Raw genomic sequence first — 17,154 nt, forward strand, 5'->3', positions numbered from 1 at the left:
GCTTAAGCGCTCCGCTGTAGCTCCGCGCGCAGCTGCGCGTCGTAGTCCCAGCGCGTCGGCGGCGTCATCCCCGGCGGCATCCACGAAACGAACAGGTGGCCGTCGGGGTGGGCGGTGGCGGTGGGCGCCACACCGAGCAGCGCGCGCACCTCGTCGAGCGGTTTGTCCAGCAGCTCCTCGTAGGGCGCGGCCATCAGGTTGTCGGCGCGCTGTCCGCGCCGCACCGCCTGGCGGAAGTAGCGCAGCTTGCGGCGCGGGGAGGCCTGGATCAGCACCCCGGTCGTGGACAGAGCCAGCGCCTTCAGCGCGCCCGACGGCTCCATCTGCCCGCAGTGGAAGCCGAGGTTGCCGAACTCCCCACCCATGTCGGGTCCGTAGCCGCCCAGGGTGTGGAACATGTCGTGCAGCGCGGTGCCGCGCCGGATCATGTAGAAGAAATCGTCGTCCCAGCCGCGCCGCTCGGCGATCGGGCGGATCACCTCCTCGACGCTGAACACCCCGGCGTCGAGCCGGTTGGTGGTGAGGAAAGAGCGATACGCGTGCCCGAGGGAGCCGACCGGCAGCGACGCCAGGTAGTCGTCGTCGCCGAGCACGGCCAGCAGGTCCGGTTTCTCGGCCAACAGCCGCCGGCCGTTGGGGTGCGCGCGCAGCTGGTGGTAGCTGCGCGCCAGGATCGGGGCGGCGAGACCCACGATCAACTCGTAGACCTGCGAGGCGTTCTTGGCCGGGTTGACCAGCAACCGCCACGAGGCCAGGACGGCACCCCAGTCGCGCTGGTCGGGGACGCCGCCGGGCTCGGCGGTGGGTGCGGTCATCGGCGGGCCCCTTTCGTAGGCGGCGGTCGAGCGCTGTGACCTAGATAATAGATGTTTCTGCGTTAATGTCTATATATGGCTGGTGCTCGCGAACGCACGGTGCCGCGTCGGCGCGGCCGGCCGGTGGGCGGCGGCAACACCGCCGGGCAGGCCCGCGAACTGCTGCTCGACGCCGCCGAACGCTGCTTCGCCCGGTACGGCTACCGCGCGTCGACCATGGCGGCCATCGCCGCCGAGGCCGGGTACTCCCGGGCGGTGATCTACCGGCACTTCGCCACCCGCGACGCCCTGCTCGACGCCCTCGTGCTCCGGGTGGCCGGGCGCGCGATGGCCCGGATCGCCGACCGGCTGGCCGGCGTGACCGACCCGGGTGAACTGGCGGTGGAGTCGCTGGTGCTGGTGGCCACCGAGGTGGGCCAGGACCGGGTGCTCGGCATCCTGTCCGACCGGGCCGACGCGGGCAGCGTGGCCGACCTGATCATCGGCTCCGCCGGTCTCGACGCGTTGCTCGTCGCGCAGGTCGGGGCGGCGTTCGAGGCCGCGCCGGCCGGCTACCTGCGGCCCGGGTTGACCGCAGCCGACGCGGCCCGGTTCGTGTTGTCGGTGGCGCTGGGTCTGCTGCTGCGGCTGGTTCCCGGCGTCGATGACGCCGACCAAATGCGCCGGTACGCACGGGTGTTCGTGCTGCCCGCACTGCTGGCCGAACCGCCGCCGGCCGAGCCGGTGTTCGCGCCGCCGCGCTGAGCCGGCCGCCCGCCACCGGCGCCGCCCGAGGCGGGGGTGTGCGGGCAGCAGCCCATTCGGCGATGCCCACTAGACTGGTCGGGAGAATTCGGCTCAAGGAGAAGCAGCTAGTGGACAGCGCAGCGCACAACGGCTCGGACGCGTCCGGGCAGACCGGGACGGCGCGAGTCAAGCGCGGGATGGCCGAGATGCTCAAGGGCGGGGTCATCATGGATGTCGTCACCCCGGAGCAGGCTCGCATCGCCGAGGCGGCCGGTGCGGTGGCGGTGATGGCTTTGGAGCGGGTGCCCGCCGATATCCGCGCTCAGGGCGGGGTGTCGCGGATGAGTGATCCGGACATGATCGAGAGCATCGTGGCGGCGGTGTCGATCCCGGTGATGGCCAAGGTGCGGATCGGGCATTTCGTCGAGGCGCAGATCCTGCAGAGCCTCGGGGTGGACTTCGTCGACGAATCCGAGGTGCTCACCCCGGCCGACTACACCCACCATGTGGACAAGTGGCAGTTCACGGTGCCGTTCGTGTGCGGGGCGACCAACCTCGGTGAGGCGTTGCGGCGGATCACCGAGGGGGCGGCGATGATCCGGTCCAAGGGCGAGGCCGGCACCGGGGACGTGTCGAACGCGACCACGCACATGCGCACGATCGGCGGTGAGATCCGTCGGCTGACCTCGTTGAGCGAGGATGAGTTGTTCGTGGCGGCCAAGGAGTTGGCCGCACCGTATGAGCTGGTGGCCGAGGTGGCGCGGGCCGGCAAGTTGCCGGTGACGCTGTTCACCGCCGGTGGGATCGCCACGCCGGCGGATGCGGCGATGATGATGCAGCTGGGTGCGGAGGGGGTGTTCGTCGGGTCGGGCATCTTCAAGTCCGGTGACCCGGCGGCGCGGGCCGCGGCCATCGTCAAGGCCACGACGTTCTACAACGATCCGGAAGTGCTGGCCCGGGTCTCCCGCGGGCTCGGTGAGGCGATGGTGGGTATCAACGTGGAGGACATCGCGCAGCCGCACCGGCTGGCCGAGCGCGGCTGGTAGCGCCCCGGCATGGCGATCGAACAGATCCTCGATCTGGAAAAGCTCGAGGTCAATATTTACCGCGGCGCCGTCTTCAGCCCGCACTCCAGCGACCACCAGCGCACCTTCGGCGGCCACGTCGCCGGGCAGGCGCTGGTCTCGGCGGTGCGCACCGTCGACCCGCAGTTCCTGGTCCACTCCCTGCACGGGTATTTTCTGCGGCCCGGAGATGCCAAGGCGCCCACCGTTTTTCTCGTCGAACGCGTCCGCGACGGCGGGTCGTTCTGCACCCGCCGGGTCAACGCGGTCCAACACGGCGAGATCATCTTCAACATGTCGGCGTCGTTCCAGATCCGCCAGGACGGCATCGAACACCAGGACGGGATGCCCGCCGCACCCGAACCGGAGCACGTGCCCGCCCTGCCCGGCATGAAGGCCATCGACGAGGAGGGCTTCAAGGCCTTCGCCGAGTGGGACGTGCGCCGGGTGCCCGCCGCTGAACTGCCGCACGTGCCGGGCAAGGTCGCCGAACAGCAGGTCTGGTTCCGCCACCGCGAACCGCTGCCCGACGACCCGGTGCTGCACATCTGCGCCCTGGCCTACATGAGCGACCTGACCCTGCTGGGCACCTCCTGGTCGATCCACCCCGACGCGCGCGACAACCTGCAGGTGGCCTCCCTCGACCACGCCATGTGGTTCCTGCGGCCGTTCCGCGCCGACGACTGGCTGCTCTACGACCAGTCCTCGCCGTCGGCCGGCGCCGGGCGGGCGTTGACCGAGGGCAAGATCTACGACCGCACCGGGGCGATGGTCGCCGCGGTGACCCAGGAGGGGCTGACCCGCTACCCGCACGGGCACCGGAGTCGATGAGCCCACCGCGGGTCGGGGTGCTGGCCCTGCAGGGCGACACCCGCGAGCACCTGGCCGCGCTGGCCGACGCCGGCGCCGACCCGCTGCCGGTGCGCCGCCGCGCCGAACTCGACGCCGTCGACGCCCTGGTCCTGCCCGGCGGCGAATCGACCACGATCACCCACCTGCTAGCCGAGTTCGAACTGCTCGAGCCGCTCCGGGCGCGACTGGCCGCCGGGATGCCCGCCTACGGCGCCTGCGCGGGGATGATTCTGCTGGCCCGGGAGATCCTCGACGCCGGCGCCGGGACGCGCCGGGCACTGCCGTTGGGCGGTATCGATATGACGGTGCGGCGCAATGCTTTCGGACGCCAGGTGGACTCCTTCGAACAGGACCTGCCCTTCGCCGGGCTGGCGGATCCGGTGCACGCGGTGTTCATCCGCGCGCCCTGGGTGGAGCGGATCGGCCCCGAGGTGCAGGTGCTGGCCCGCGCCGCCGGGCGGATCGTCGCCGTGCGGGAAGGCGCGGTGCTGGCGACCTCCTTTCACCCGGAGGTGACCGGCGACCGGCGCATCCACCGGCTGTTCGTCGACATCGCCGCCGGGCGCGGCTGACCGACGCGCCGCGGGTAGTTCGACCCGCGGTGGAGCGGCGAACGCGGCGGGCAGGCATGATGTGCTGATGGCAGAGATCAGACGTGGCGGATTCCGCCGGGCGACCCGGCTCGCGAGCCTGCCGGCGGGCGTGGCCGGACGCGCCGCGCTCGGCGTCGGCAAGCGCATGACCGGCAAATCCAAGGACGAAGTCAACGCGGAGCTTCTGGAGAAGGCCGCCGACGAGATGTTCAAGGTCCTCGGTGAGCTCAAGGGCGGCGCGATGAAGGTCGGCCAGGCGCTGTCGGTGATGGAGGCCGCCATCCCACCGCAGTTCGCCGAGCCCTTCCGGGAGGCGCTGGTCAAGCTGCAGAGCGAGGCGCCGCCGCTGCCGGCGGCCAAGGTGCACCGGGTGCTCGACGGCCAACTCGGCACCCGCTGGCGGGACCGGTTCGAGTCCTTCGACGACACCCCGGTCGCCGCGGCGAGCATCGGGCAGGTGCACCGCGCGGTGTGGAAGGACGGCCGCCAGGTGGCGGTCAAGATCCAATACCCCGGCGCCGACGAGGCGCTGCGCGCCGACCTCAAGATGATCAAACGGTTCTCCTGGGTGTTCAAGCAGGTGGTGCCCGGCGCGGACGTCGACCGGTTGATCGCCGAGGTCAGCGACACCCTGGAAGCCGAGCTGGACTACCGCGACGAAGCCGACAACCAGCGGACCTTCGCCAAGGCCTACGCCGGCGACGAGAAGTTCTTCGTCCCGGCGATCGTGGCCAGCGCCCCCAAGGTCATCGTCTCGGAATGGTCGGAGGGCCGCCGGCTGTCGTCGATCATCGCCGACGGCACCGCTGACGAGCGCAACGACGCCTGCGCGCGGCTGCTGGAGTTCACCTTGAGCTCCCCGGCCCGCGCCGGGCTGGTGCACGCCGACCCGCACCCGGGCAACTTCATGGTGCTCGCCGACGGCCGGCTGGGCGTCATCGACTTCGGTGCGGTCTCCCAGCATCCCGACGGCATCCCGGCCGGCTTCGGTGAGCTGCTGTGCTACGCCCGCGACGAACGCTGGGACGAGGTCATCCGGCTGCTCAAGGAACTGCGGTTCATGCCGGCCGACTACGACTTGAGCCCCGAGCAGGTGGTGGAGTACCTCGGGCCGCTGTGGGGCTACATCGATCCGCTGCGGGCCGGGGAGTTCCACTTCACCCGGGCCTGGTTCCAGCGGTCCGCGCTGGCGACCACCGACCCGTTCGAAGAGGGCTTCAACGACCGGTTCAAGGTCGCCCGGCAGCTGACCATCCCGGCCGGCTACGTGATGCTGCTGCGCACCCTCGGCGGGCTGATCGGGGTGGCCGTCCAACTCGACGCCCACGTGAACTACGCCGAGCTGATCGAGCGGTGGGTGCCCGGATTCTTCCCGCCCGGCGGGGACCCGGACCCCGCGGCGGAGTCCTAGCGGGCCGTGCGGGCGGCGGGCCGCCGTCGGCGGGCCGCGGCGACACTGCTCGTCGTCGTTGCGGGCGTCGTCGCGGCGGCGGTGCAGTGCGCCGCGCCACCGCCACCCGAACCGGCCGCGTCGAGCCCGCCGGTGGCCGCGCCGACGACCACCATCCAGGCGCCGCGGGTCAGCGCCGTCGACGCCGCCGCGCTCGGGGCGAGCTGGCGGCCCGGCTGCCCGGTGCCACCCGAGCAGCTGCGCCGGGTCACCGTCGACCACCTCGGCTTCGACCAGGAAACCCACCGCGGTGAACTGATCGTGCACCGCGACGTCGTCGACGAGGTCATCGCGATCTTCGCCGACCTGCACCGGATGGGCTATCCGATCGAGCGGATGCGCACCGTCGAGCGCTATCCCGGCGCCGACGACGAAGCCTCGATGCGCGACAACAACACCTCGGCGTTCAACTGCCGCCGGATCCCGGGCTCGGGGAACTGGGCGCTGCACGCCTACGGCCGGGCGATCGACGTCAACCCGCTGCTCAACCCCTACCTCGACAGCGACGGGGTGCAACCGGGCAACGCCGAGGTGTATCTGGACCGCACCCGCATCGACCCGGGGTTGCTGCACGACGGCGACGCGGCGGTGCGGGCCTTCACCGACCGCGGCTGGACCTGGGGCGGGCACTGGCGCTCCCCGGTGGACTACCAGCATTTCGAGTTGCCCGCGGCGGGGACGTGACCGAGCGCGCAATCGGCGGCACGTAGACTCGTCACGCGATCAGTTCGAGGGATTTGAGGCGGGAAAACGATGGCCGGGCATTCAAAGTGGGCGACGACCAAGCACAAGAAGGCCGTCATTGATGCACGCCGCGGCAAGATGTTCGCCCGGCTGGTCAAGAACGTCGAGGTGGCCGCCCGCGTCGGCGGCGGCGACCCGGCCGGCAATCCGACGCTGTATGACGCCATCCAGAAGGCCAAGAAATCCTCGGTGCCCAACGACAACATCGAGCGGGCCCGCAAACGCGGGGCGGGCGAAGAGGCCGGCGGGGCGAACTGGGAGACCGTCACCTACGAGGGCTACGGGCCCAACGGGGTGGCGGTGCTCATCGAGTGCCTCACCGACAACCGCAACCGGGCCGCCAGCGAGGTGCGGGTGGCGGTGACCCGCAACGGCGGCAACATGGCCGACCCCGGATCGGTGGCCTACCTGTTCAGCCGCAAGGGCGTGATCACCCTGGACAAGAACGGTCTCACCGAGGACGACGTGCTCACCGCGGTCCTGGAGGCGGGCGCGGAGGACGTCAACGACCTGGGTGAGGTGTTCGAGGTCATCACCGAACCCGGCGACCTGGTGGCGGTGCGCAGCGCGTTGCAGGACGCCGGGATCGACTACAACTCCGCCGAGGCCGGGTTCCAGCCGTCGGTGACCGTGCCGGTCGATCTCGACGGCGCGCGCAAGGTGCTCAAACTCGTCGACGCGCTCGAGGACAGCGACGACGTGCAGGAGGTCTACACCAACGTCGACATCCCCGACGACGTGGCGGCCGAACTCGACGCCGAGGAGTAGCCGCCGGCGGTGCCGGCCCCGGTGTGTCTACCGGGGCAGGTCCGGGCCGAGCACTACAGTATCGAACATGCGTGCGGTACGAGTGATGGGCGTGGACCCCGGCCTGACCCGGTGCGGGCTCTCGGTGGTCGAGGGCGGACAGGGCCGCACGGTCACCGCGCTGGACGTCGATGTGGTCCGCACCGCCGCCGGTGAACCGCTGCACCGCCGCCTGCTGACGATCAGCGACGCCGTCGACCACTGGTTGGACACCCACCGCCCGGACGTGCTGGCGATCGAGCGGGTGTTCGCCAACTCCAACGCCAACACCGCGATGGGCACCGCCCAGGCCGGCGGCGTGATCGCGCTGGCCGCCGCCCGCCGCGACATCGACGTGCACTTCCACACCCCCAGCGAGGTCAAGGCCGCCGTCACCGGCAACGGCCGGGCCGACAAAGCCCAGGTCACCGCGATGGTCACCCGCATCCTGGCGTTGCAGCAGAAACCCACCCCGGCGGACGCCGCCGACGCGCTCGCGCTGGCGATCTGCCACTGCTGGCGGGCGCCGATGATCGCGCGGATGGCGGCCGCCGAAGCACTGGCCGCCGAGGCGCGCAAGAAATACCAGGCCCGGCTGAAAGCGGCGCGGGCATGATCGCCTCGGTGCGCGGCGAGGTGCTCGAGATCGCCCTGGACCACGCGGTGATCGAGGCCGCCGGGGTCGGCTACCAGGTCAACGCCACCCCGGCGACCCTGGCCACCCTGCGCCGCGGTGCCGAGGCCCGGCTCGTCACGGCGATGATCGTGCGCGAGGACTCCCAAACCCTCTACGGCTTCCCCGACACCGAGGACCGCGACCTGTTCCGCACCCTGCTCTCGGTTTCCGGGATCGGCCCCAAGATCGCCCTGGCCACCCTGGCCGTCCACGACGCGCCCGCGCTTCGGCAGGCGATCGCCGACTCCGACATCACCGCGCTGACCCGGGTGCCCGGGGTGGGCAAACGCAGCGCCGAACGGATGGTGCTCGAACTGCGCGACAAGATCGGCGCGGTTGCCGGGGCGGCCGCCGGCCCGGCCGCGCCCAACGGGCACGCGGTGCGCGCCCCGGTGGTCGAAGCCCTGGTCGGTCTCGGCTTCCCCGCCAAACAGGCCGAGAGCGCCACCGACAAGGTGCTGGCCGCCGCCGCGGACAGCGGCGAGGACGCGACCACCGCGAGCGCGCTGCGCGCCGCGCTGTCGATGCTGGGCCGCAAATGACCGCCGACGAGGACCCGCAGGAGCGGGAGGTCTCCCCGGCGCTGACCGTGGGGGAGGGCGACGTCGATGCCGGGCTGCGGCCCCGGTCCCTCGAGGAGTTCATCGGCCAGCCGCGGGTGCGCGAACAGCTGCAGCTGGTCATCGAGGGCGCCAAGAACCGCGGCGGCACACCGGATCACATCCTGCTGTCCGGCCCGCCCGGGCTGGGCAAGACGTCGCTGGCGATGATCATCGCCGCCGAGCTGGGCTCCTCGCTGCGGGTGACCTCGGGCCCGGCGCTGGAACGCGCCGGCGACCTGGCCGCGATGCTGTCCAACCTCGTCGAGCACGACGTGCTGTTCATCGACGAGATCCACCGCATCGCCCGGCCCGCCGAGGAGATGCTGTATCTGGCGATGGAGGACTTCCGGGTCGACGTGGTGGTGGGCAAGGGCCCCGGAGCCACCTCGATCCCGCTGGATGTCGCACCGTTCACCCTGGTCGGCGCCACCACCCGCTCCGGGGCGCTCACCGGGCCGCTGCGCGACCGGTTCGGGTTCACCGCACACATGGACTTCTACGAGCCCGACGAGCTGCAACGGGTGCTGGCCCGCTCCGCCGGCATCCTGGGCATCGAGCTGGGGGCGGAGGCGGGCGCCGAGATCGCCCGGCGCTCCCGCGGCACCCCGCGGATCGCCAACCGGCTGCTGCGCCGGGTCCGCGACTACGCCGAGGTCCGCGCCGACGGCGTGATCACCCGCGACATCGCCAAAGCCGCGCTGGCGGTCTACGACGTCGACGAACTCGGCCTGGACCGGCTGGACCGCGCGGTGCTCTCCGCGCTGACCCGCAGCTTCGGCGGCGGACCGGTCGGGGTGTCCACGCTGGCCGTCGCGGTCGGGGAGGAGGCCGCCACCGTGGAGGAGGTGTGCGAGCCGTTCCTGGTCCGCGCCGGGATGATCGCCCGCACCCCGCGCGGGCGGGTCGCCACCCCGGCGGCCTGGACGCATCTGGGGATGGCGCCACCGGCCGGGGCCGGCCAGCAGGGGTTGTTCGAGTAAGCGCGGCGGACACCGCGCCGATATCCCCTGAAATCGACACGCTCACGGGCACATAGTGGTAAAAAACGGCCAATTCCGCGATATCGGTGTCGATTTCAGGGAAGAGCGCCCGCCCAGAGCCGGGTTTGACCGCGGTGGCCGTGCCAACGGAGGCGAGCGCCCCCGATTCCGTGCGGAATCGGGGGCGCTGTCCGCTCGATGCTCAAACCAACCCGAGCAGCTCCAGGTCGGTGATGTATTTGACGATGACCTGCGGGGTGACATGCGGGATGTCCTGGTCCGCGCCGATCTTCGCCTCCTGCACCGCCGAGCGGAACCGGTCGGTCGGCGCGATCGACCCGCGGATCGGCGGCGCCGGCTTCTGGTAGTTGTGCAGCAGCGGCAGCAGCGACGCCTGCCGCTGCTTCTCCGGCAGTGCCCGCAGGCTGGTCTCGAACCGCTGCAGCCACTCGCTGTACTCGCTGACCCGGCGGATCGGGTAGCCGGCCTCGATCAGCCAGTCGACGAACTCGTCCATGCCCAGCCCGTCGTCGTGCGGGTTCATCACGTGGTAGGTGGCGAAACCCGCGCCGGACTTGGCGCCCAGCTCCACGATCGCCTCGGCGATGAACTCCACCGGCAGCCCGTCGTAGTGGGCGCGCTGGCGGTTGCCTTCGGCGTCGAGCTCGTAGAAGGAGCCGGGCGCGATGCCGGTGGCGGTCAGGCTCAACATCATCCGGGTGAACATGTCCGGCAGGTTGAGCTGGCCGGCGTAGCTGGTGTCGGCCAGGATCATGTCGCAGCGGAACACCGTGGCCGGCAGCCCGCACAGGTCGTTGGCCTCGCGGAGCAGCACCTCACCGGCCCACTTGCTGTTGCCGTAACCGTTGGCGTAGGCGTCGTTGATCGCGCGCACCGAGCTCATCACCCGCACGTCGGCGTCCTCGATGAACTCACCGGGCCGGATCTGATCACCCACCCCGATCGTCGACACGTAGGTGTACGGCTTGATCGTGGTGGTCATCGCCAACCGCAGCAGCTCCGCGGTGCCCAACACGTTGGGCCCGAACAGCTGGCTGTAGGGCAGCACGTGGTTGACCAGCGCGGCCGGGTCGACGATGACGTCGACGGTGTCGGCCAGCCGCTGCCAGGTGCCCGCGTCCAGGCCGAGGTTCTCCTCACCCTTGTCGCCGGCGAGCACCTCCAGGTGCTCGGCCGCCAACTCGCGGTAGCGGGCCAGCAGCGCGGCGTCGCCGCTGTCGAAGGTGGCGTCGAGCCGGGCCCGGGCCTCCTCGTCGGACTTGGCGCGCACCAGGCAGATAACGGTGCCGCCCACCGGGGCGACCCGCTCCAGCCAGTCCAGCGCCAGGTAGCGGCCCAGGAAGCCGGTGGCACCGGTGAGCAGCACGGTGCGCACCTCGGTGGGCGCCGCGGGCAGCCCGGGTGCGGCCGCCAGCAGGTCGGCGTCGAGGAACTTGTCGAGGGTCAGCTCGGCGGCGGCCACCTCGATCGCATCGCGCCCGTGCACGGCGGCGAAGGTGGGCCGCTGCGAACCGCGGCGCTGCTCCTCGATGTAGTCGGCCAGGCCGGCCAGGTCGGTGGCCGGGCTGACGATGACCCCGACCGGGACGTCGACGTCGTAGATCTCGTGCAGCAGGTTGGCGAACGTCAACGCCGACAACGAGTCTCCGCCCAGATCGGTGAAGTGCGTGTCGGGACCCAGGTCGCTGCTGGCGGCGCCGAGCAGCGCGGCGGCGGCGCGGCTGACCGTCTGCAGCGCCGGCGCGTCGGCGCCGTGGCGGCGAAGCTCGTTGAGCTCGTTGGCCTGACCTTCGGCCAACTCGGTGTAGAGCGCCTCGAGGCGCTCACCGTAGTGGGCCTTGAGCTTCGGCCACGCCAGCTTGCGGATCCCGGTGAGCAGGCCGTTCTCCAGCGTGAACGGCGTTGTCTCGATGAGGAAGTCGCGGGGCACCTCATAGGACTGCAGGTCGGCCTCCTTGGCCACGCTCTGCAGCGAATCGGCGATCAGCGGCTTGAGCTCCTCGACGCTGTGGGCGTCGAGCGCTTCCGGCGTCGGCACCACCACGGCCAGCAGGTAGGGCTGGGCGCTGTTGCCGTAGAGGTAGATCTGGCGCACCAGCGGACTGTTGCCGAAGACCGCCTCCAGCTTGGCCACCGTGACGAACTCGCCCTGGGCGAGCTTGAGCACGTTGTTGCGCCGGTCGACGTAGACCAGCTGATCGGGGCCGACCTCGGCGACCACGTCGCCGGTGCGGTAGTAGCCGTCGGCGTCGAACACCTCGGCGGTGACCTCCGGCCGCTTGTAGTAGCCGGGGAACATGTTCTCGGTCTTGAGCAGCAGCTCGCCGCGCGGATGCGGATGGTCGGTGGCGAAGTAGCCCAGGTCGGGCACGTCGACCAGCTTGTAGTCCAGCACCGGCGGGCGCTGGATCACCCCGTCGAAGGTGACCATTCCGGCCTCGGTGGAGCCGTAGCCGTTGAGCACGGGCTGCTCGACGAGCTTTTCCACCCAGGCCTTGAGCTCATCGGAGATCGGCGCCGAGCCGGTCATCACGAAGATGAACCGTCCCCCCAGCTGGTCGCGGCGCTGCTCGGCGAGCACTTCCCCCTCGACCGCGGCCCGGTCGGCGTCGTCGGTGCTGCGGCGGTCGACCTCGGCCTGGTACTCCTGGAACAGGATCTCCCAGATGCGCGGCACGAAGTTGAGTTCGGTGGGCCGCACCAGCGCCAGGTCCTCCAGCAGTGAGGAGAGGTCACTGCGGGCGGCGAAGTAGGCGGTGCCACCGTTGGCCAGCGTGCCGTAGAGGATGCCGCGGCCCATGACATGGCTCATCGGCATGAAGTTCAGCGTGATCGACGCGGCACTGGGGCCGAACCAATCCTTGTTGGTCCGCCGCCACATCTTGACGGCGTTGCCGGCCGGGTACATCGCCCCCTTGGGCGCGCCGGTGGACCCGGAGGTGTAGATCAGCAGCGCCAGCGGGTCGTCGCCGGCGGGCGGCGCCGGGGCGGCGGGCGCGGTGGCGCCGCGGTCGAGGACCTCGGCCAGCGTCTCGACGACCACGCCGGAGTCGGCCAGCCGCTCGCGGGCGGCGGCGACGGCGTCGCGGTGATCGTCGACCTGCGGGTGGTGGTCGAACACCACCAGCCGGGTCGGGCGGCCGGCCAGGGCCAGCTCGGTGGCGTCGGTGAGGTTGGCGACGCTGGCGGCCAACACCACCGGCTCGGTCTCGGCCACGATCGGCTGCAGTTGGGCGACGGCCGCGCTGGTCTGCAGCGGCACCGACACCGCGCCCAGCTTCGCCAGCGCCACGTCGATCACGGTGTAGTCGATGCTGGTGAACCCCAGCACGCAGACCCGGTCGCCGGGGGAGACCGACTCGGCCGACCAGGCCCGCGCCAGCGTGGCGACGCGCTCGGAGAGCTCCCGGTAGGTGATGGTCTCGAATCGCGGCTGCAGCGCGGCGACGGTGCGTCCGGTCGCGGCGTCGGGGACGAACTCGACGGCACGCTGGCCGAGGGCGGGCCGGTCGGCGTAGCCGTCGAGCACCGTCTGGATGACCTGCGGCAACGACAGGTCCGGGTCCTCGGCGGCCGCAGCGACGGCCGGGTCGGGCTGTGCCGCGGCGAACTGCGGGTCGGTGGCGGCCAATTCGGCGATGCGACGTTCCTGAGCCTCGTCCTGCGAGACCGCCTGGTGCGAGGCGGCCTGGTGCGAGACGGACTGGTGCGAGACGACGTCGTCGTGAGTAACAACGGACATAACGAACCCCAAAGCGGATCTAATCGGTGATCAAAGGTCTTAGCGGCGGGCTCTACATTGCGCCCACCGGAAACTACGTTAGCAAAACTAATTTAATTCCGGTATGCGCGGGGCGCGCCCGATCGCTGTGAGATGACGCACCGAAGCAGCGGCCGACCGGCCTGGCTCACAGACCGGTCGGCGCAGACATTCGATCAGTTCGGCGGCAGCACCGGCGGCGCGCACTCGTTGGTCACCGGGTTCCACCACCAGCCGTTGTCGCAGAAGAGCGGCTGCGGGCCCTGGTTGAGCGGCCGGCACACATTGGCGGTGGGATCCCACCACTGGCCGGCCGGGCAGTTCAGCGGCTCCGCGGAGCTGACCGCGGGCGTGGCGACCGTCACCGCGGCCACCGCACCCAGCGGGGCCAGCAGCGCCATCGCGACCGGAGCAAGTTGACGTTGCAGCTTCATCGATGCCTCCCGGGTTGTCCGGTTGTGTCGTGTCAGGGTTCCTCGCTCGGCCTCACTTTAATCACGGCGCGCCGGCGGGGGCGGTCAAACGGTGGTCCCCGGTGTGCGGTCGCCGGGCGAATGGCACACTGGTGAGCTGTACAAACGAGCAACCGGAAAGATTGTCGTCACCATGGAGCAATTGGTCGTCTTCCTGCCGCTGTTCGTCGTCCTCGGCGCGTTCATGTTCTTCGCGTCGCGGCGACAGAAACGAGCCATGCAGGCCACCATCGACCTGCACGAAGCCCTGCGCATCGGGGACCGGGTGCACACCACCTCCGGGTTGCAGGGCACCATCACCGCCATCACCGATGACACGGTGGACCTGGAGATCGCGCCGGGGGTGGTCACCACCTGGATGAAGCTGGCGATCCGGGACCGGGAGGCCGCCGAGGAGACCGGCGAGGCCGAGGAACTCACCGCCAACGAAACGGAGCCGCTGACCGCGGACTGAGGTCGGCCCGCAACCCGGCTCAGCGCCACGTACTCTTTGCGGGTGCTGTCGAACTGATCGTCAAGCGAGGAGACACAAGAACGTGGCATCGCCTTCGGCGCCGGTGCAACCTGCCCGCTACATTTCCGTGTTTCTGGCGCTGCTGATCGGCACCTTCCTGCTGGTCTTCCTGACCGGGGACAAAAAGCCCGAACCCAAACTCGGCATCGACCTGCAGGGCGGCACCCGGGTGACGCTGACCGCGCGGACCCCGGACGGATCCCGGCCCACCCGCGACGCGCTGGCCAAGGCGCAGGAGATCATCGGGGCCCGCGTCAACGGCCTCGGTGTCTCCGGCTCCGAGGTGGTCATCGACGGCGACAACCTGGTGATCACGGTGCCGGGCAACGACGGCGACGAAGCCCGCAACCTGGGCCAGACCGCCCGGCTGTACATCCGCCCGGTGCTGGAGGCCATTCCGGCGCGCACCGCCGAGGAACAACAGCAGGAGCAGCAGGAGCAGCCGCAGTTGCCGCCGCTGCCCGCCGAGGGGCTGCCCGACGAGGGCCCGCCCGCCGAGGCCCCACCGCCCGACGCCACCGAGGGCACCCCCGAACAGACCGCCCCGGCGACCGCGCCGGCTCCGCAGCCGCGGCCCTTCCCGCTGGAGCCCGAGCCCAGTCCCGAACCCAGCCCCAGCCCGGCGCCGACACCCGGCGGGGACCAGCCGGACGCCGCCGAGGGGCCCGCCGCCCCCGGTGACAAGCGCCAGGCGCTGGCCGAGCGCATCGAGATGGAGAAGCAGCTCCGGCAGAGCGAGCACCAGTTCACCCAGATCCGGGCGCTGCTGGCCCAGTCCATGCGCTGCGGGGAGGGCGAAGAGGACGTGCTGGCCGGCAACGACGACCCGACGCTGCCGCTGGTCACCTGCTCCACCGACGGCAAGACCGCCTACCTGCTGGCGCCGTCGATCATCAGCGGTGACCAGATCAAGGACGCCACCTCCGGGATGGACCAGCAGGGCGGCGGCAACATCGTCGAACTGACCTTCAAAAGCGAGGCGGCCGACACGTGGGCGGACTTCACCGCCCGCAACGTCGGCACCGCGACCGCGTTCACCCTCGACTCCCAGGTGGTCAGCGCCCCGCAGATCCAGGAGGCCATCCCCGGCGGCCGCACCCGCATCAGCGGGAACTTCACCCAGTCGGAGGCGCGCGAGCTGGCCAACGTCCTCAAGTACGGCTCGCTGCCGCTGTCGTTCGAGGCGTCCGAGGCGCAGACGGTCTCCGCGTCGCTGGGGCTGCGGTCGATGGAGGCCGGCCTCATCGCCGGTGCCATCGGTCTGCTGGCGGTGCTGATCTACGCGCTGATCTACTACCGGGTGCTGGGCATCCTGACCGCGCTCTCCCTGGTGCTGGCCGGGGTGATGGCCTACGGGATCCTGGTGCTGTTGGGCCGCTACATCAACTACACGCTGGACCTGGCCGGCATCGCCGGTCTGATCATCGGGATCGGCACGACCGCCGACTCGTTCGTGGTGTACTTCGAGCGCATCAAGGACGAGATCCGCGAGGGCCGCTCCTACCGGTCGGCGGTGCCGCGCGGCTGGGTGCGCGCCCGCAAGACGATCGTGTCCGGCAACGCGGTCACCTTCCTGGCCGCCGCGGTGCTCTATGTCCTGGCCGTCGGGCAGGTCAAGGGCTTCGCGTTCACGCTGGGGTTGATCACCGTCCTGGACCTGGTGGTGGTGTTCCTGGTGACCTGGCCGCTGGTCTATCTGACGTCGAAGTCGACCACGCTGGCCAAACCGGCATTCAACGGGCTCGGCGCGGTCCAACAGGTGGCCCGCGAACGCCGGGCGCTGGGCCGCTCCGCGGCCGGCTCCTCGACGGGAAGGGGGTAGCGCGTGGCTGCCAAATCGAGCACCGACGACGCCGGCACGGCCACCGAGCTCACCGAGTCCACCGCCATCGCCGGAGACGCCCAGCTGCCCCACCACAGCTTCCTGAACCGGCTCTACACCGGCACCGGCGCCTTCGAGGTGGTCGGGCGCCGGCGGCTGTGGTACGCGGTCAGCGGCGTCATCTTCGCGCTGTCGATCGCGGCGATCCTGATCCGCGGGTTCAGCTTCGGCATCGACTTCGAGGGCGGCACCACGGTGTCGTTCCCGCGCGGGGACGCCGAGGTCGCCCAGGTGACCGAGGTGTTCACCGACACGGTGGGCTTCGCCCCCGAGGCGGTGGTGGAGGTCGGCTCCGGCGGATCGCGCACCATCCAGATCCGGTCCCAGACCCTGGACACCGACCAGACCGCGGCGCTGAAAGCGGCGCTGTTCGACCGCTTCCAGCCGGTCGGGGAGGACGGCCAGCCCAGTGCGTCGGCGATCAGCGACTCCGCGGTCTCCGAGACCTGGGGCGGCCAGATCACCAAGAAGGCGATGCTGGCCATCGTCGTGTTCCTGGTCTTGGTCGCGATCTACATCGCCGCGCGCTACGAGCGCTACATGGCGATCTCGGCGCTGGCGTCGATGGTGTTCGACCTGGTCGTCACCGCCGGGGTGTACGCGGCGATCGGGTTCGAGGTGACACCGGCCACCGTCATCGGCTGGCTGACCATCCTGGGCTTCTCCATCTACGACACCGTCATCGTCTTCGACAAGGTGGAGGAGAACACCCACGGCTTCCAGCACACCACCCGGCGCACCTACGCCGAGCAGGCCAACCTGGCGGTCAACCAGACGTTCATGCGCTCGATCAACACCAGTGTCATCGCGGTGCTGCCGGTGATCGCGCTGATGGTGGTCGCGGTCTGGCTGCTGGGCGTCGGGATGCTCAAGGACCTGGCGCTGGTGCAGCTGGTGGGCATCATCGTGGGCACCTACTCCTCGATCTACTTCGCCACCCCGCTGCTGGTGAGCATGCGCGAGCGCACTGAACTGGTGCGCAACCACACCCGCAAGGTGCTCAAGCGCCGGCAACGGGTCGCCGGTGCGCCCGCCGCCGGCGACGACACCACCGCCGACCAGGACGCCGACGACGCCGAGCAGGACACGGTCAGCGCGTCGACCCTCGCGGCGTCCACCGACACCGAACCGGCGGCCGACAAGCCGGCGCCGGGAGCGCGGCCGGTGCGGCCCACCCGCACCAGGCAGGGACGTCCCAGCGGTAAACGGCGGTAAC

16 protein-coding genes are annotated in these 17,154 nt (G+C 70.7%); 13 read left to right on the forward strand and 3 right to left on the reverse strand.

The features are described 5' to 3' along the window. Positions 1–2: 2 nt before the first annotated feature. Entirely contained in the window at positions 3–815 is an 813-nt protein-coding gene (locus tag A5643_RS13965) for a Coq4 family protein (RefSeq protein WP_066856632.1), read from the reverse strand. 75 nt (positions 816–890) lie between these two features. Here A5643_RS13965 and A5643_RS13970 point away from each other — a divergent pair, with 75 nt between their 5' ends. From A5643_RS13970 to ruvB, 10 genes are all read left to right on the forward strand, one after another. Beyond that, entirely contained in the window at positions 891–1,559 is a 669-nt protein-coding gene (locus A5643_RS13970) for a TetR/AcrR family transcriptional regulator (RefSeq protein WP_066856635.1), read from the forward strand. A gap of 110 nt (positions 1,560–1,669) precedes the next feature. Continuing rightward, on the forward strand, positions 1,670–2,587 hold the full coding sequence (pdxS, locus tag A5643_RS13975; RefSeq protein ID WP_066856638.1) for a pyridoxal 5'-phosphate synthase lyase subunit PdxS: 918 nt from the start codon (positions 1,670–1,672) through the stop codon (positions 2,585–2,587). A gap of 9 nt (positions 2,588–2,596) precedes the next feature. Beyond that, on the forward strand, positions 2,597–3,436 hold the full coding sequence (tesB, locus tag A5643_RS13980; RefSeq protein WP_066856641.1) for an acyl-CoA thioesterase II: 840 nt from the start codon (positions 2,597–2,599) through the stop codon (positions 3,434–3,436). Next, positions 3,433–4,029, forward strand: coding sequence for a pyridoxal 5'-phosphate synthase glutaminase subunit PdxT (gene pdxT / locus A5643_RS13985; RefSeq protein ID WP_066856644.1), 597 nt, complete (start codon positions 3,433–3,435; stop codon positions 4,027–4,029). Before tesB ends, pdxT begins: the two co-directional genes overlap by 4 nt. A 67-nt stretch (positions 4,030–4,096) precedes the next feature. Next, positions 4,097–5,461, forward strand: coding sequence for an ABC1 kinase family protein (locus tag A5643_RS13990; RefSeq protein ID WP_066856904.1), 1,365 nt, complete (start codon positions 4,097–4,099; stop codon positions 5,459–5,461). Positions 5,462–5,467: 6 nt separating this feature from the next. Further along, entirely contained in the window at positions 5,468–6,184 is a 717-nt protein-coding gene (locus A5643_RS13995) for a M15 family metallopeptidase (protein WP_502686240.1), read from the forward strand. Between the two features lie 69 nt (positions 6,185–6,253). Beyond that, positions 6,254–7,012, forward strand: coding sequence for a YebC/PmpR family DNA-binding transcriptional regulator (locus A5643_RS14000; protein ID WP_066856647.1), 759 nt, complete (start codon positions 6,254–6,256; stop codon positions 7,010–7,012). Between the two features lie 67 nt (positions 7,013–7,079). Beyond that, positions 7,080–7,646, forward strand: coding sequence for a crossover junction endodeoxyribonuclease RuvC (gene ruvC / locus A5643_RS14005; protein WP_066856650.1), 567 nt, complete (start codon positions 7,080–7,082; stop codon positions 7,644–7,646). Next, positions 7,643–8,248 carry a Holliday junction branch migration protein RuvA gene (gene ruvA, locus A5643_RS14010; RefSeq protein ID WP_066856653.1) on the forward strand — a complete coding sequence of 202 codons (606 nt, stop codon included), beginning with the start codon at positions 7,643–7,645 and terminating at the stop codon, positions 8,246–8,248. The genes ruvC and ruvA overlap by 4 nt, the downstream gene beginning before the upstream one ends. Next, a complete protein-coding gene (ruvB, locus tag A5643_RS14015; RefSeq protein WP_066856656.1) occupies positions 8,245–9,288 on the forward strand; it encodes a Holliday junction branch migration DNA helicase RuvB in 1,044 nt (347 codons plus the stop codon). Before ruvA ends, ruvB begins: the two co-directional genes overlap by 4 nt. Positions 9,289–9,490: 202 nt before the next feature. Here ruvB and car read toward each other — a convergent pair whose 3' ends face one another. Together car and A5643_RS14025 are read right to left on the reverse strand one after the other, a co-directional pair. Continuing rightward, positions 9,491–13,051: a carboxylic acid reductase gene (gene car, locus A5643_RS14020; RefSeq protein ID WP_082948959.1), complete on the reverse strand. Its 3,561-nt coding sequence runs from the start codon at positions 13,049–13,051 to the stop codon at positions 9,491–9,493. Positions 13,052–13,245: 194 nt separating this feature from the next. After that, positions 13,246–13,503 (reverse strand): hypothetical protein, encoded by a 258-nt coding sequence (locus A5643_RS14025; RefSeq protein WP_066856658.1) that lies wholly within the window; start codon positions 13,501–13,503, stop codon positions 13,246–13,248. A 172-nt stretch (positions 13,504–13,675) separates the two neighbouring features. On the opposite strand from A5643_RS14025, the gene yajC reads away from it, so the two are divergent. The 3 genes from yajC to secF all read left to right on the forward strand — a co-directional run bounded on the left by yajC (position 13,676) and on the right by secF (position 17,153). Continuing rightward, positions 13,676–13,996: a preprotein translocase subunit YajC gene (gene yajC, locus A5643_RS14030; RefSeq protein ID WP_066856662.1), complete on the forward strand. Its 321-nt coding sequence runs from the start codon at positions 13,676–13,678 to the stop codon at positions 13,994–13,996. Positions 13,997–14,078: 82 nt separating this feature from the next. After that, on the forward strand, positions 14,079–15,878 hold the full coding sequence (gene secD, locus A5643_RS14035) for a protein translocase subunit SecD (RefSeq protein ID WP_066856664.1): 1,800 nt from the start codon (positions 14,079–14,081) through the stop codon (positions 15,876–15,878). A 3-nt stretch (positions 15,879–15,881) separates the two neighbouring features. Continuing rightward, the gene (gene secF, locus A5643_RS14040; protein WP_066856667.1) at positions 15,882–17,153 is read left to right on the forward strand and encodes a protein translocase subunit SecF; all 1,272 of its coding nucleotides are present in this window, start codon (positions 15,882–15,884) and stop codon (positions 17,151–17,153) included. The last annotated feature ends 1 nt before the right edge of the window (position 17,154 follow it).

This window comes from Mycobacterium sp. 1274756.6 (genome assembly GCF_001668625.1).
Taxonomy (GTDB): Bacteria; Actinomycetota; Actinomycetes; order Mycobacteriales; family Mycobacteriaceae; genus Mycobacterium.

What these genes read in the sequence shown, in the direction of transcription:
- A5643_RS13965 (WP_066856632.1), bottom strand. Translation starts at nt 815, where the DNA reads ATGACCGCACCCACCGCCGAGCCCGGCGGCGTCCCCGACCAGCGCGAC.
- A5643_RS13970 (WP_066856635.1), top strand. Translation starts at nt 891, where the DNA reads ATGGCTGGTGCTCGCGAACGCACGGTGCCGCGTCGGCGCGGCCGGCCG.
- tesB (WP_066856641.1), top strand. Translation starts at nt 2,597, where the DNA reads ATGGCGATCGAACAGATCCTCGATCTGGAAAAGCTCGAGGTCAATATT.
- pdxT (WP_066856644.1), top strand. Translation starts at nt 3,433, where the DNA reads ATGAGCCCACCGCGGGTCGGGGTGCTGGCCCTGCAGGGCGACACCCGC.
- A5643_RS13990 (WP_066856904.1), top strand. Translation starts at nt 4,097, where the DNA reads ATGGCAGAGATCAGACGTGGCGGATTCCGCCGGGCGACCCGGCTCGCG.
- A5643_RS14000 (WP_066856647.1), top strand. Translation starts at nt 6,254, where the DNA reads ATGGCCGGGCATTCAAAGTGGGCGACGACCAAGCACAAGAAGGCCGTC.
- ruvC (WP_066856650.1), top strand. Translation starts at nt 7,080, where the DNA reads ATGCGTGCGGTACGAGTGATGGGCGTGGACCCCGGCCTGACCCGGTGC.
- ruvA (WP_066856653.1), top strand. Translation starts at nt 7,643, where the DNA reads ATGATCGCCTCGGTGCGCGGCGAGGTGCTCGAGATCGCCCTGGACCAC.
- ruvB (WP_066856656.1), top strand. Translation starts at nt 8,245, where the DNA reads ATGACCGCCGACGAGGACCCGCAGGAGCGGGAGGTCTCCCCGGCGCTG.
- car (WP_082948959.1), bottom strand. Translation starts at nt 13,051, where the DNA reads ATGTCCGTTGTTACTCACGACGACGTCGTCTCGCACCAGTCCGTCTCG.
- A5643_RS14025 (WP_066856658.1), bottom strand. Translation starts at nt 13,503, where the DNA reads ATGAAGCTGCAACGTCAACTTGCTCCGGTCGCGATGGCGCTGCTGGCC.
- yajC (WP_066856662.1), top strand. Translation starts at nt 13,676, where the DNA reads ATGGAGCAATTGGTCGTCTTCCTGCCGCTGTTCGTCGTCCTCGGCGCG.